The following is a 14,985-nucleotide window of genomic DNA, read 5'->3' on the forward strand; positions in this document are numbered from 1 at the left end:
CTGCTCGACTGCTCGAAGAGCGTGCCAACCGAGGTTGGCACCCACCAGAGCGGTAGCGCCGGGCCATGCCCGGCGGCGCCCTCACCGTCCCAGACGCTGGTCCCGAGCCTTCTGGTCGGTCATCGCCTTGTCCAGCTCGGCCTGCAGCGCTGGCTGCTGCACGGCGGCATCCAGCACATACACCTTCACGCCGTGTGCGGGCACTTCGGCCTCCAGGGAGGCATCCACCTGCAACGAACCGCCGTCCAGTGCATCGCGCCAGCGGCCGGACTGGACGTAACGCGCCACGGTGAGCGTCCTGGCCTGGTCGCCCTTGTTCAGCAGCACCAGCGCGGTCTGCGCCACGTCACCGTGCTGCAGCACGCGGAAGAACACCGCCTCATCGCCCTGCAGGCGTTCGTTCACCTGCAGGCCGCGCTGCAGGGCCGGGGTGGCCTCGCGCAGCTTGGCAATGCGCTGCAGCGGCGCGAAGATCGGGCTCTGCGGTGCAGCGTCCACGCGCGGCTGGCCGAAGTAGGCACGGTTGCCGGCGTGCTCGGCGCGGCCGCGCATGAAGCCGGTCTCCGAACCGTAATAGACCACCGGAATGCCGCGCGCGGTGAACAGCCAGTTGTGCGCGTCGATGAAGCCGGTGTCGCTGGCCTGAAGGCGCGGCATGTCGTGGTTGTCGTAGAAGCTCATCAGCTCGTACGGATTGGCATACGGGCCACCGCTCAGGTGCAGTGGCTCAGCCAGGGTCTCGAAGCCCTTGTTGGCGGTGCCGAAGGTCTGCTCCAGTGCCCCGCGCAACGGGAAATCGAGCACGCTCACGTTGGCATTGGATGGCCAGGTGTGCTCGGCAATGGTCGCCGCGTTGTAGTCGAAGGCTTCGCCAAACATGAACATGCCCGGGTGCTCGGCACGGATGCGCTTGACGAAGGCATGCCACCACGGGTGCGGCAGCCAGCCGATGGTGTCGATGCGCAATGCGTCCACGCCCTGCGCGGTCCATTGCAGGTAGGCACCGACCAGGTAGTCCATCACCGCCGGATTGTCCTGGTTGAAGTCGGACAGCTCAGCCAGGTTGCCATCGAAGATCGAGCCATCCTTGTTGTCGACCGGTCCAATGTTGTTGTAGAACGCGTGCAGCGGGTTGTGCTTCGGATCCAGTTTCTGCGGCGGCAGGTTCTGGTGGTCGGCGATCAGTTTTCCGTCCTTGTCGAAGATCTGGCCGAACTGCGGCTGTCGCGTCGGCATGGTCCAGGCCGGCGAGCCGTGGTTGCCCACGATATCCAGCACCACCTTCAAGCCAGCACCGTGCAGGCCCTTGGTCAACCCGGCGAAATCCAGGTTCTTGCTGGGCAGGTGCTCATCGAGCTTGTAGAAGTTGATGCCCCAGTACCCGTGGTAGCCGGTCTTGCCGCGATCAGTCAGCGTGCTGGTGCAGCTGATCGGCTTGCTGCCGGTGAACGCCTCGTCCGGGTTGTCGACGATGGGCGTGATCCATACCGCGCCGAAACCGAGGTTGCGGATGTACTGCGCGTTGTCGAGCACACCGCGGAAATCACCACCGAGGTAGCCGATGTTGCCGTCCACCTTGTCCGGGCACGGCACTGGGATGTCGAAGGTGCGGTGCGCGCCACCCTGGTCACGATGGTCATTGGCCGGGTCACCGTTGACGAAGCGGTCGGTGACCACGAAGTACACCGCATCGCTGGCGAACGGCTCGGTGGTGCCGACGTAGTCCGGGCGCGGCGTGGCCACGGCCTGGCCGGCGAACAGGGCAAGGGAAACAGCAACAGCCAGGACACCACGCATCACACCACCTCCGGACGGGACGGAACCCGCAGCACGCACAGGCCGGCCAGGAACAGGCTGCAGCCGCCCAGCACCAGCACATGCATCGGCTGGCCACCCAGCCATGCGCGCAGGGCAAAGCCGAGCGCACTGGCCGCCACCAGCTGCGGGATCACGATGAAGAAATTGAAGATGCCCATGTACACGCCCATCTTCGACGCCGGCACGCTGTCGGACAGCAGTGCATACGGCAACGACAGGATCGAGGCCCAGGCAAAGCCGACGCCGACCATCGACAGCAGCAGCCAGTGCGGGTCGCGGATGAACATCAGCGAGACCAAGCCGGCGCCGCCCAGCCACAGGTTGACCAGGTGGCTCCAGCGCAGGCCGATCGCACGCACCATCGGCGGAATCAGCACCGCCGCCAGCGCAGCGAAGCCGTTGTAGGCGCCAAACAGCACGCCCACCCAGTTGGCACCTTCGTTGTAGGCGGCCGACTGTGGATCGGTCGAACCGAAGTGGGTACCGGCCACCGCAGCGGTGGTGTAGATCCACATGGCGAACAGCGCGAACCACGAGAAGAACTGCACCCACGCCAGGCGGCGCATGGTGACCGGCATCGCGCGCAGGTCGCCGACGATGGCGGCCAGCATATGCGTGGCCGGCAGCGCGCGCGCGGCCGCCAGCAGCAGGCCGTAGCCGGCGCACAGGCCGGCCAGCACGTACAGCATCCGGTCGCCTTGCCGCCAGGCGATCAGCAGCGCCAACAGCACACCCAGCCCAAGCCACAGGGTCACCCGCGTCCATGAAGCCGGGCCGTTGATCGCGGCCGCCGCGTGATGTTCCGGTGGCTCGGCATCATCGAACCCGGCCAGCTCCGCCGGTGAATATTCGCGGGTGCTGACCACCGTCCAGGTGATCGCCGCCAGCAGCACCACCGCGCCGAAGTAGAACGCATAGCGCACAGTGTCGGGCACTTCCCCGGCGGACGCGGTGTTGGCAACGCCGAAGTGGGCCAGGATGAACGGCAGAAAGCTGGCGACGATGGCACCCACGCCGATGAAGAAGCTCTGCATGGCATAGCCGGCCGGACGCTGGCGTGGCGCCAGCTGGTCACCGACGAAGGCACGGAACGGCTCCATCGATACGTTGATCGAGGCATCCAGTACCCACAGCGTGCCGGCCGCGATCCACAGCGTCGGCGAGTTCGGCATCACCAGCAGCGCCAGCGTGGTCAACACCGCACCGATCATGAAGTACGGACGACGGCGCCCCCAGCGCGTCCAGGTGCGGTCGGACAGGTAGCCGATTACCGGCTGCACCAGCAGGCCGGTCAGCGGCGCGGCAATCCACAGCCCTGGTACCGCGTCGATATCCGCGCCCAGCGTCTCGAAGATGCGGCTGGCATTGGCGTTCTGCAGGGCGAATCCGAACTGGATGCCGAGGAAGCCGAAACACATGTTCCAGATCTGCCAGAACGATAGCTGCGGTTTTGCCGTGCGATTCATCGTGCACCCTCTTCCATCGCCACCGGCGCCACCGTCAGCGCCTGCACCTGGGCCTGGTTGAGCACGCCTTCGCGGCCACCCTTGCCCCCGGTGTAGTGCGCGAAATGTTCAAGCGCGCTCATGTTGAAGCCTTCTTCGAGCGCGACGGTGCACTGCCCCTTGGCCACAACGAACGTTGCCGAAGTCGAGTCCTGCACCGCCACGCTGTGCGGCAGCGTAACCGTGTGCCGCTGCAACGGCTGGCCCGGGCACTGCAGCACCAGCTGCTTCACCGCAGCGGTGACGCCGGTGTTGATCGGCCCGTTCGGGTTGCGGTACTGCAGGCGAAGACGCACCTGCCCGGCCTTGGCCGAGGTGAACTGCCAGCGATCCTCGCCCTTCAGCACCTGCTGCGGACCGACGCAGACCGTCGGGCTGTGCAGCGATTCCAATGCGTTGTCGCGCCGGGTCAGGCTGAGGCAATGCTGCAGGCCATCGTCACTGATGTGCGCCTGGCCGTTGCTGGCGGTGAGCGCGCGACCGTCCTGCCACAGCACCTGGCCGGCAGCGACCTCGACGTTCCAGCCCCTGCCCTTGCGCCGCGCCTGCGGTGCGGCCGGCGTGGCCGGTGCGCGCGCATTGGCGTCGGCCGTCATTGCTACGCTGCGCGGCGCCGCTGCTGCGGGGACCAGCTGCACGGTGGTGGTGGCACCACGCATCTTCACCTTGCCCGCTACCAGCAATCCATCGGCCAGCTGCTTCGGCCGCTCCAGCACATAACGCTTACCGTTGGCCTCCAGGGAGATGCGGCGTTGCGTGCCGAACAGTTCGGGCACCAGCACGGCCGGCAGCTTGGGCTGCACGCGGCCATCGTCCTGCACGCCGAATACGCCTTCGACCACCATCGACAGATAGCCGGCCACCGACCACAGCTGGCGTTCGGAATTGACCACCGGGCCGCTCAGTGCGCCTTCCTCGACATGCACGGCCTGGCTGACCAGCTCGTAGTTTTCCATGTTGGAGCCGGCCAGCGCGGCGCCCTGCATCAACGAGCGGATTTCGGCGGCGATGCGCGGCGCATCATCCAGCTGCCGCGCCGCGCGCAGCGAGTACGCACTGACGAACGGCCAGATCGCGCGATTGTGGTAGATCGGCTGCTGCGCCTCCTGCGGCCACACCACCGGGCTGCCGGCCGGGCCCATCGGATACGCCGCCAGCGCACGCCGCGCGCGCTCCGGCGGCAGCACCCCGGCCAGGATGCCCAGCGAAAGGCCGAGCAGATCCACCTTGGCGTACGGCACCGGGTGCGCGGCTTCACCGATGTAACTCATGTACTGGCCGATGTCTTCGCGCCAGAAGCGCGTATCGATCTGCTGCGCCAACGCATCGGCCCACGCCTTGTACTCGGCCGCGCGGGCATCGCCGTGCTGCCCGGCCAGGCGTTCGGCCAGGCGCAGTGCCTGGTAGTGCAGCACGTTGGTGGACAGTGCGTAGGAATCACCGATGAAGCGCACGTCCTCGCGGGTCCAGTCCGGATAGGTCTGCTCGCGCCAGTCCAGGAACGAGGTCTCGCCGCGGTACAGGCCCATCTGCGCGTCGAACACCATCGCGCGGTCCTGCGCCAGCGTGCCCTGCAGCGCCTGCCAGACCTGATCGGCAAACGCTCGGTCCTCCAGCAGGTGGCGTGCCGCCAGGAACCACACCACGCGGTCGCTGCTGATCGGCCAGCTGCCGCCGGAACCGGTGTCCTGCGCCACGAACAGGCCGGGCGTGTGCCCGTCGCGCGCCGCCGACAGCTTGAACTGCAGCGACTGCCGGGTGCGTTGCGGGTCCAGCCGCGCCAGCGCCAGATCGGCGGCGAAGCTGACATCGCGGGTCCACACATAGGGCCAGCGCGCGCCGGTCTGGAAGCACTCGCACGGCACCGGCCGGCCCTCGTCGAAGGCCGGATCGCGGATCGCATCCACGCGGTCCTGGTCCATCTCCTGCTGGGCCAGCGCGAACAGTGCATCGAACATCACGCTGCCGGTCTGGCTGCGCATCGGTGCGGCTGCGATCTGCACTGCGCCCTTCGGCGCATGCAGCACGAAGCTGCCATTGGCAGCGGCTTCGGCGCGCGCATGGCGGCCGTCGAATTGCAGGTCGACCGCCTGCGCGGTCGTCCCCAGCGCTGCCCCCAGGGCAGCGGTCAGGCAAATGATCTTCAGCATCGAAGCGGCGGACCGGCTTGCGCCCGTCGGCCTCCCTCCCTCTCTGCACGCGTTGTAGGTCCGCACCGTCGTTGCAGGCGGGCGGGCGCGGCCCCTCCCTCAAGGTGCCTGGGCCCCATGGTAGACGCGGGGCTGTCGACTGCGTCCAGTTGCATACGTATTCATGGCGTCACGCGGTAGCGCGCCCGCCGCGCTGGCTTATGGTCCGGGTCTGCCAACGGCGCCTTGGGAGGGGAATTGCCGATGTCATCCACTGCTGTACGCGCGCTATTCGCGCACATGCTCGGCCTGGCCCTGATGGGATGGGCCACGCTGGTACACGCCACGCCCCAGGTGGCCAGCGTCGAATCGCCGGGCAAGGTGCTGAAGGTCAGCCTGGTGCTGGACGGCGGCACCGCGCGCTACCGCGTCGAGCGTTTCGGCGAACCCGTGGTGGAGGATTCGAAGCTTGGCTTTGCCCTGCGCGACGGCCGCCTGGACCGCGATTTCGCCCTGCTTGGCCAGCAGCAGCGCAGCGTCGACGACAGCTGGGAGCAGCCGTGGGGCGAGCGCCGGCTCACCCGCAACCACTTCAACGAGCTGACCGTGCAGCTGGCCGAAACCACCGGCAGCAAGCGACGGCTGGATGTGGTGTTCCGCGTCTACGACGATGGTCTCGGCTTCCGCTATGTGTTCCCTGAGCAACCGAACCTGCGCGAGGCGATCATCGATGACGAACTGACCGAGTTTGCCATCGCGCCTGAATCCACCGCTTGGTGGATCCCCGCCGGCGAACCGATCCACTACGAATACCTCTACCAGCGCACGCCGCTACGCGAAGTACCGCTGGTGCATACGCCGATGACCCTGCGCAGCCGCGATGGCCTGCATCTGGCGATCCACGAGGCGGCGCTGGTGGACTATGCCGGCATGTGGCTGCGGCGCACCGAGGGGCAGCGCCTGCGCGCGCAGCTCTCGCCCTCGGCCGAAGGCTGGAAGGTACGCCGCGCCCTGCCCTTCGCCACGCCGTGGCGCACGCTGCAGATCGCCGACCGTGCCGGTGGTCTGGTCGAATCGGACCTGATCCTCAACCTCAACGAACCCAACGCGCTGGGCGATGTGAGCTGGGTGAAGCCAGCCAAGTACCTGGGCGTGTGGTGGTCGATGCACCTGGACAACGAGAGCTGGGCGACCGGGCGGAAGCATGCGGCTACCACCGCCAAGACGAAAAAAGTCATCGACTTCGCCGCCGCGCACGGCTTCCGTGGCGTGCTGGTGGAAGGCTGGAACCCGGGCTGGGACGGCATGTGGGTGGGCAATGGTTATGACTTCGATTTCACCCGGGCCACGCCCGATTTCGACATTGAAGCGCTGTCGGCATATGGCCTGAAGAAGGGCGTACACCTGATCGGCCACCATGAAACCGGCTGCGCCATCGAGCACTACGAGGACCAGCTGGGCGCCGCGCTGGACCTGTATGCACGGCTGGGCGTGGACCAGTTCAAGACCGGCTACGTCTGTGACGACGGCCAGGTCGACCGCCGCAATCCGGCAGGGGGACCGCTGTGGCGCGAGTGGCACGACGGGCAGTTCATGGCCCGCCACCATCTGAAGGTGGTGCAGGAAGCCGCGCGCCGGCACCTGTCGGTGAACCCGCATGAGCCGATCAAGGACACCGGCCTGCGCCGCACCTACCCCAACTGGATCTCGCGCGAAGGCGCACGCGGCATGGAGTACAACGCCTGGGGCCAACCACCGAACCCGCCGGAGCACGAGGTCAACCTGGTGTTCACCCGCATGCTGGCCGGGCCGATGGATTACACCCCCGGCATTCTCAGCCTGAAGGGCCGCCACGGCCAGGCCATTCCCAGCACGCTGGCGCGCCAGCTGGCGCTGTACGTGGTGCTGTACAGCCCGATCCAGATGGCCGCCGACCTGCCCGAGCACTACCTGCAGCATCGCGAGGCGTTCCGTTTCATCGAGGACGTGGCGGTGGACTGGGAGCAGAGCCGCGTGCTCGATGGTGAAGTGGGCGACTACGTGACGATCGTGCGCCGCGACCGCAACAGCCGCGACTGGTTCCTCGGCAGCATCACCGATGAGCACGGCCGCATGCTGCCGGTATCGCTGGGCTTCCTTGAGCCGGGCGTGCGCTATCGCGCCGAGATCTACCGTGATGGCGAGGGCGCGGATTTCCGCAGCAATCCATTCGCGTTCGCACGCGAAACCCGCGAAGTGACCAGCGCCGATGCACTGACGCTGGTGCTGGCACCCGGCGGTGGCCAGGCCATTCGCTTCACGCCGATCCGCTGAACGTTTTCCTGCCTGCGCCCCCGTAGCGCCCGAGCCCACGCTCGGGCGGCGGTGCGTAGCACCGAAATGCAGCCGAGCATGGGCTCGGCTCTACAGAACGAGACACTTGAAAGCGATTACATCCCTGCAGACGCCATTGAATACGTATGCAGGGTGATTCCCGCGAAGAACGCGCTGCCTACCATAGCGGCGACGACAGCGGCCACCGCGTCGCACGTTCACGGCCCCGCCGGAACGCTCACAAATCGATCTGCAACATTGCCTGGGAGGGGAAAATGTTGAACCACAAGCGCAGCGCGCTGAGCATCGCGCTGGCCGTTGTCCTGGCGCCGACGCTGGCGTCGGCACAGTCCACGCAGAGCACCACCACGCCGGCCGGCACCGCCGCCACCAACCTGGATACGGTGCAGGTCACCGGCATCCGCCGCGGCATCGAGAGCGCGATCGCGGTCAAGCAGGACGCCACCTCGGTGGTCGAAGCGATCTCCGCCGAAGACATCGGCAAGCTGCCCGACGTCAGCATCGCCGAGTCCATCTCGCGCCTGCCCGGCCTGGCCGCGCAGCGCGTGGCGGGCCGTGCGCAAGTGATCAGCGTGCGCGGCCTGTCGCCGGACTTCGCCACCACCCTGCTCAACGGCCGCGAAGTGGTCAGCACCGGCGACAACCGCGGCGTCGAGTTCGACCAGTACCCGTCCGAGCTGGTCAACGGCGTGACGGTGTACAAGACCCCGGACGCGGCGCTGGTCGGCCAGGGCCTGTCGGGCACCATCGACATGCAGACCGCACGCCCGCTCAGCTTCGGCGAGCGCGTGATCGCGGTCAGCGGCCGCTACCAGAAGAGCTCCCTGGGCCGCGCCGCCAACACCGATCCGTACGGCAACCGCTTCAGCGCCAGCTACATCGACCAGTTCCTGGACAAGACCCTGGGCATCGCCATCGGCTATGCGCACAGCGACATGCCGATCCAGGAGAACCAGGTCGGCCTGTACGAACCGTGGACCACCGAGCACACCGACAAGGGCGACCGTCCGGGCGTGGGTGCCGGCACCTACTTCTCCGATGGCATCAAGGCGCTGCGCCGCACCGGCAACAACAAGCGCGACGGCGTGATGGCCACGATCCAGTTCCGGCCGAACAACAGCTGGACCAGCACCTTCGATGCGTTCCACACCGAAGCCGAGCAGATCGACACCGCCAACCAGTTCGAGCTGAACCTCAGCAACTACAACGGCAACTACACCCCTGGCCTGCTGGTCAGCAACCCGCAGGTCAACGCCAATGGTTCGTTCACCGGCGGCACCGCCAGCGGCGTGTATCCGCTGGTGCGCGGCATGTACAACAAGCGCAAGGACAAGATCGATGCGTTCGGCTGGAACAACGAGTTCAACTTCGGCGGCGTCAAGCTGGTCGCCGACCTGAACTACTCCAAGGCCACGCGCGATGAGCTGAACCTGGAAAACAACCTGCAGCTGACCCCGATGCCACAGCTGGATACGGTCGGCGTGTCGATCCGCCAGAACGGCTTCTCGCAGATCAGCCCGGGCCTGAACTACTCCAATCCCGATGCGCTGTTCCTGACCAACACCATCTACGGCTCCGGCTACGGCAAGGTGCCGCAGGTGGAAGACCGCCTGAAGGGTGGCAAGCTGGCCGCCACCATCGCGCTGCCCGATGCCATCGCGTCGTGGGCGCCGGACATCGACATCGGCGTGAACTACGCCGACCGCCGCAAGGTGAAGACCCAGTCCGAAGGCAACATCCTGCTGGGTGCGCAGGGCGATGCCAACATCGCCTCGGACCTGCAGTATCGCCCGGTCAACCTCGGCTTCGCCGGCCTCGGCACCATCCCGGCCTGGAACGTCCCGGCCGCGGTCGGCCGCTACATGACCTTCAACCCGGTCGACAACCTGGACTACCTGATTCCCAAGTCGTGGACGGTGCAGGAGAAGATCACCACCGCCTGGGCGCGCCTGAACATCAACGCCGACATCGGCGACGTCGGCGTGCGCGGCAACATCGGCGTGCAGATGCAGCACACCGACCAGAGCTCGGATTCGCGCTACTGGGACAGCTCGCAGTCGGCCGGCAACAACGTGCAGCCGTACTCGAACGGCCGCACCTACAACGATTGGCTGCCGAGCCTGAACCTGGCCTTCCTGTTCCCGCACCAGCAGACGCTGCGCTTCGCCGTCGCCAAGCAGGTCGCACGCCCACGTGTGGACCAGATGCGCGCCGGCCTGGAGTTCGGCGTGGACACCGGCACCGGCCGCCCCGGCGGCAGCGGCGGCAATCCGCTGCTGGACCCATGGCGTGCCACCGCGCTGGACCTGTCCTATGAGAAGTACTTCGGCGAGAAGGCCTACGTGGCCGCCGCGATCTTCTACAAGGACCTGAAGAGCTACGTCTACACCCAGTCGGTCGATAACTACGACTTCACCGCGCTGCTGGGCAGCTACGTGCCGCCGCCGGGCATGACCGCACCGGTGCTGACCACCGGCACCTTCTCCGCGCCGCAGAACGGCAAGGGCGGCACGCTGAAGGGCCTGGAGCTGACCGCATCGTTCCCGCTGGAGATGCTGACCGACAGCCTGCGTGGCTTCGGCGTGCAGGCCAGCGCGACCTTCAACAAGAGCGACATCACCATCCTGGATCCGGAGAGCGCCTCCAGCGTGGGCAGTGACCCGATCAGCCTGCCGGGCCTGTCCAAGCGCGTGTACAACTTCACTGCCTATTACGAGCGCAGCGGTTTTGAAGCACGCGTCAGCCAGCGCCGCCGATCGGACTTCATCGGTGAGATCGGCAACTTCAACGGCAACCGCAGCCTGCGCTATGTCGTCGGCGAAAACGTGACCGATGCGCAGGTCAGCTACACCTTCAGCGACAGCAGCGCCCTGCGTGGCCTGACCCTGCTGCTGCAGGGCAGCAACCTGACCAACGAGCCGTACCGCACCTACGCCGGCAGCAAGGACCGCCCGCTGGAGTACATCGAATGGGGCCGCACCTACATGCTGGGCGTGAACTACAAGTTCTGACCACAGCCGGGTAGTGCCGGCCGCTGGCCGGCAACCACCCCATCGGTAGCGCCGGGCCATGCCCGGCGACGGAAGCCAGGAGCAGGACCGGAAACCCGCTGCGCAGGCAGCGGGTTTTCTTTCGCCCGGTCACCGGCATGCCACCGACCGGCGCCCGGCCATGCCGCTCATAAAAAAGGGACGGGGCGCTTCGGCCCCGTCCCCGCAAGTACCGCCACCGGAGAAAACGGTCAGCTGCGTCGGGCGCAATACACCGCGCGCGGCGGCAGCTGGAGTTCGTTGCCCTGCACCGTGCCCGCATCCGGGCCCGGTACCGCCGCCTGCTGCCAGTTCCCCGGCGGCAGCGGATGGGTCACCGCCTCGGCCGACAGGTTGAAGGCCAGCAGGAGGGTTTCATCTGCAAGCATACGCTCGAACAGCAGCACAGGCTCGGCGCTTTCAAGGAATCTGATGCTGCCGTGCAGGAGCGCCGGCTGGGTATGCCGCCAGGCCAGGAACGCGCGGAACGCCGCCAGCACCGAATGCGGGTCGCGCTCCTGCACGGCCACCGCCGCCGCGCGGTGCTCGGCCGGGATCGGCAGCCAGGGCTGCCCGGTGGTGAAACCGGCTAATGGCGCATCGGTCCACGGCATCGGCGTGCGGCAGCCATCACGGCCCTTGAAGTTCGGCCAGAAGGTGATGCCGTAGGGGTCCTGCAGGGCCTCGAACGGCACCTCGGCCTCGGCCAGGCCCAGCTCCTCGCCCTGGTACAGGCACACCGAGCCGCGCAGCGAGCACAGCAGCGCCACCAGCATCCGCGCCAGCCGCGGGTCGGCCGGGTGCCCGCCCCAACGGCTGACCGCCCGCTCCACGTCGTGATTCGAAACCGCCCAGCACGGCCAGCCTTCGGTCATCGCCGCTTCCAGCCGCGAGACCGTGTCGCGGATGTAGGCCGCGCTGTAGTCATCCACCAGCAGCTCGAAGCTGTAGCCCATGTGCAGGCGGCCTTCGCGGGTGTACTCGGCGGTGGTCGCCAGCGAGTCCTCCGAGGAGATCTCGCCCAGGCTGACCGCGCCCGGGTACTGATCCAACAGCGCGCGCAGGCGCTCCAGGAACGGCAGGTTCTCTGGCTGGGTGTTGTTGTAGTAGTGGTACTGGTAAGCGTACGGGTTGTCCGGGCTGAAGCCGCGCCCCACCCGCTTCTCCGCCGGCTTGGGCGGGTTGTCACGCAGCTGCGCATCGTGGAAGCAGAAATTGATGGCGTCCAGGCGGAAGCCGTCCACGCCGCGGTCCAGCCAGAAGCGCACGTTGTCCAGGGTGGCCTGCTGCACGTCCGGGTGGTGGAAGTTCAGGTCCGGCTGGTCGACCAGGAAGTTGTGCAGGTAGTACTGCTCGCGGCGCGGCTCCCACTGCCAGGCACAGCCGCCGAACAGCGACAGCCAGTTGTTGGGCGGGGTGCCGTCCTCGCGCGGGTCGGCCCAGACGTACCAGTCCGCCTTCGGATTGCTGCGGTCCTGGCGGCTCTCACGGAACCAGGCATGCTCGATCGAGGTATGGCTCAGCACCTGGTCGATCATCACCTTCAGGCCCAGGCCATGGGCCTTGGCCAGCAGGCGGTCGAAGTCGTCCAGGCTGCCGAACAGCGGGTCGACGTCGCGGTAGTCGGCGATGTCGTAGCCGAAGTCGGCCATCGGCGACTTGAAGAACGGCGAGATCCAGATCGCATCCACGCCCAGCGCGGCAATGTGGTCCAGGCGCTCGATGATGCCCGGCAGGTCGCCCACCCCATCGCCGTTGGCATCGAGGAAACTGCGCGGGTAGATCTGGTAGATGACGGCTCCGCGCCACCATGGATAGTGCGACATCGACAGCCCCCCTCCGGGCATGCAGGGCCCACCGGAAGCGGGCCGAAATCCTGTTCCGGCAAGCTTAGCGGTGGCCTCCGGGGCATGGCGCAACCTGCATACGTATTCACGCGGAGGGCCGCGCAGGCCGGGCTGGAATTGCCGCGCGGACCGGTTTGCGCCCGAATTCACGGCCAGCGCCTATAATCAGTGGTGAGCCTGAAAGCCTGATCGCATGACCATCACCGAAGACACCCGTCCCGCCCTGGGCCTGCCCCAGATCCAGTCGCTTGCCGCGGCCGACATGGCCGCCGTCGACGCCCTGATCCGGCGCCGGCTGTCTTCGGACGTCGTGCTGATCAACCAGATCGCCGACCACATCATTTCCGCCGGCGGCAAACGCCTGCGCCCGATGCTGGTGATGCTGGCCGGCCACGCGGTGGGCCAGGCCGGCCCGGAACACCACCAGCTGGCGGCGATCATCGAGTTCATCCACACCTCCACCCTGCTGCACGATGACGTGGTGGACGAATCCAGCCTGCGCCGCGGCCGCAGCACCGCCAACGCGCTGTGGGGCAACGCGCCGAGCGTGCTGGTCGGCGACTTCCTGTACTCGCGCAGCTTCCAGCTGATGGTCGAGCTGGAGCGCATGTCGGTGATGCAGATCCTGGCCGATGCCACCAACCGCATCGCCGAGGGTGAGGTGCTGCAGCTGCTGCACGTGCACAACCCGGATACCGACGAAGCCGCCTACCTGCGCGTGATCGAGCGCAAGACCGCGGTGCTGTTCGCCGCCGGTACCCGCCTGGGCGCGCTGGCCAGCGGCGTGGATGAAGCCACCCAGCAGGCCCTGTTCGACTACGGCATGCATCTGGGCTACGCGTTCCAGATTGCCGACGACGTGCTGGACTACTCGGCCAACGCCGAGGAGCTGGGCAAGAACCTGGGCGACGACCTCGCCGAGGGCAAGGCCACGCTGCCGCTGATCCACGCGATGGCCCACTCCGACGACGCTACCCGCGAACGCCTGCGCACCATCGTGCAGGACGGCGACGCCTCGGCGATGCCGGAAGTGCTGGCCGCGATCCGTGCCACCGGCGGCCTGGAGTACAGCCGCGCGCGTGCCGAGGAATATGCCGAAGCCGCCGAGCGCGCGCTCGATGGCCTGGGCGACAACGATGCCGTGGCCGCCCTGCGTGGCCTGGCCCGCTACGCGGTGCAGCGCTCGCATTGACCGGTAGTGCCGACCAACGGTCGGCACGTACCAAACCGGCATTCCGGTGGGTGCCGACCGTTGGTCGGCACTGAAACGGTCGCATTGACCGCATCTGGTAGTGCCGGCCGCTGGCCGGCATTGAAGCCTCGGTAGGTGCCGGCCGCTGGCCGGCATTGAAGCATCGGTAGGTGCCGACCGTTGGTCGGCACTGAAGCATCGGTAGTGCCGGCCGCTGGCCGGCATTCCCGATGACATCCGCAGCATCATGAGGTTGCCGGCCAGCGGCCGGCACTACCGCTGCACGAATCAACGTTTCTCGAAGCGCTCCTCGAAGAACTCATCCAGCGCCTTCCATGCGCGCTTGGCCGCCCGCTCGTTGTACTGGCACCCCGGCGGGCTGTTGGCGTCGCGCTCGGCGAAGCAGTGCACCGCACCGCTGTAGTTGGTGAACTCCCAATCGACCTTGGCCGCGTCCATTTCCTTCTGGAAGCCAGCGATGTCCTCGGCGGTCACGCTCCTGTCGTCGGCGCCGTTGAGCACCAGCACCGACGGATGGCTGCCACCGGCCTGCGCCGGCAGCGGTGAACCCAGCCCGCCGTGCAGGCTGACCACAGCGGCCAACGGTGCGCCCGCACGAGCCAGCTCCAGCACCGTGGTGCCACCGAAACAGAAACCGACCGCACCGATCCGGCTGGCATCCAGCGGTACCTTGCCGGCCTGCGCCTTGAGCACGTTCACCGCTTCCAGTGCACGCGCGCGCAGCAGCGGCCGGTCGTTGCGCAGCTTGCTGGCCACCGGCCCCGCCTCCGCATCGGTCTTCGGCCGCACGTCCTTGCCATAGACATCGGCCACCAGCACCACGTAGTCGTCGCCGGCCAGTTGCTTGGCCTTCTCGACTGCCGACTCGTTCACACCCTTCCAGTTCGGCACCATCACCAGGCCGGGGCGCTGGTCATGCTCGCCATCGTCATAGACCAGCACGCCACTGAAGGTCGTGCCCTGGTGTTTCCACTCCACCGGCTGCGTCTTCATCGCCGCCCACGCCGGCATCGCCGCCAGCCCCAGGATCACCGCCACACCGCATCGCCAACGATTCATGCGCCTGCTCCGCAAGAAAAAGGGGACGGAGGGGATTAAGCCGTAAACGCC

Annotated in this window: 8 protein-coding genes; 3 read left to right on the forward strand and 5 right to left on the reverse strand. The window is 67.2% G+C overall.

Features of this window, described 5'->3' with window-relative positions; genetic code table 11:
* Nucleotides 1-81: 81 nt before the first annotated feature.
* Genes AC5P7R_RS01545 through AC5P7R_RS01555 form a run of 3 tightly spaced genes read right to left on the reverse strand, consistent with a single transcriptional unit; the run spans nt 82 to nt 5,473 of the window.
* A complete protein-coding gene (locus AC5P7R_RS01545; RefSeq protein WP_227853945.1) occupies nt 82-1,797 on the reverse strand; it encodes an alpha-amylase family glycosyl hydrolase in 1,716 nt (571 codons plus the stop codon).
* Complete coding sequence (locus AC5P7R_RS01550; protein WP_171952356.1) at nt 1,797-3,284, reverse strand: MFS transporter; 1,488 nt, start codon at nt 3,282-3,284, stop codon at nt 1,797-1,799. Before AC5P7R_RS01550 ends, AC5P7R_RS01545 begins: the two co-directional genes overlap by 1 nt.
* Nucleotides 3,281-5,473: an MGH1-like glycoside hydrolase domain-containing protein gene (locus AC5P7R_RS01555; RefSeq protein WP_227853946.1), complete on the reverse strand. Its 2,193-nt coding sequence runs from the start codon at nt 5,471-5,473 to the stop codon at nt 3,281-3,283. Before AC5P7R_RS01555 ends, AC5P7R_RS01550 begins: the two co-directional genes overlap by 4 nt.
* 237 nt (nt 5,474-5,710) lie before the next feature.
* Here AC5P7R_RS01555 and AC5P7R_RS01560 point away from each other — a divergent pair, with 237 nt between their 5' ends.
* Both AC5P7R_RS01560 and AC5P7R_RS01565 read left to right on the forward strand, forming a co-directional pair.
* On the forward strand, nt 5,711-7,765 hold the full coding sequence (locus AC5P7R_RS01560; protein WP_227853947.1) for a glycoside hydrolase family 97 protein: 2,055 nt from the start codon (nt 5,711-5,713) through the stop codon (nt 7,763-7,765).
* A 275-nt stretch (nt 7,766-8,040) separates the two neighbouring features.
* The gene (locus AC5P7R_RS01565) at nt 8,041-10,797 is read left to right on the forward strand and encodes a TonB-dependent receptor (protein WP_227853948.1); all 2,757 of its coding nucleotides are present in this window, start codon (nt 8,041-8,043) and stop codon (nt 10,795-10,797) included.
* Between the two features lie 230 nt (nt 10,798-11,027).
* Here AC5P7R_RS01565 and AC5P7R_RS01570 read toward each other — a convergent pair whose 3' ends face one another.
* Nucleotides 11,028-12,641: an alpha-glucosidase family protein gene (locus AC5P7R_RS01570; RefSeq protein ID WP_227853949.1), complete on the reverse strand. Its 1,614-nt coding sequence runs from the start codon at nt 12,639-12,641 to the stop codon at nt 11,028-11,030.
* A gap of 214 nt (nt 12,642-12,855) precedes the next feature.
* Between AC5P7R_RS01570 and AC5P7R_RS01575 the strand changes: the two genes are divergently transcribed.
* Nucleotides 12,856-13,854: a polyprenyl synthetase family protein gene (locus AC5P7R_RS01575; RefSeq protein WP_049452246.1), complete on the forward strand. Its 999-nt coding sequence runs from the start codon at nt 12,856-12,858 to the stop codon at nt 13,852-13,854.
* 288 nt (nt 13,855-14,142) lie between these two features.
* Here AC5P7R_RS01575 and AC5P7R_RS01580 read toward each other — a convergent pair whose 3' ends face one another.
* Entirely contained in the window at nt 14,143-14,934 is a 792-nt protein-coding gene (locus tag AC5P7R_RS01580; RefSeq protein ID WP_155029096.1) for a dienelactone hydrolase family protein, read from the reverse strand.
* Nucleotides 14,935-14,985 lie beyond the last annotated feature (51 nt).

It is taken from the genome of Stenotrophomonas sp. YJH_SMC_27, from assembly GCF_059369815.1.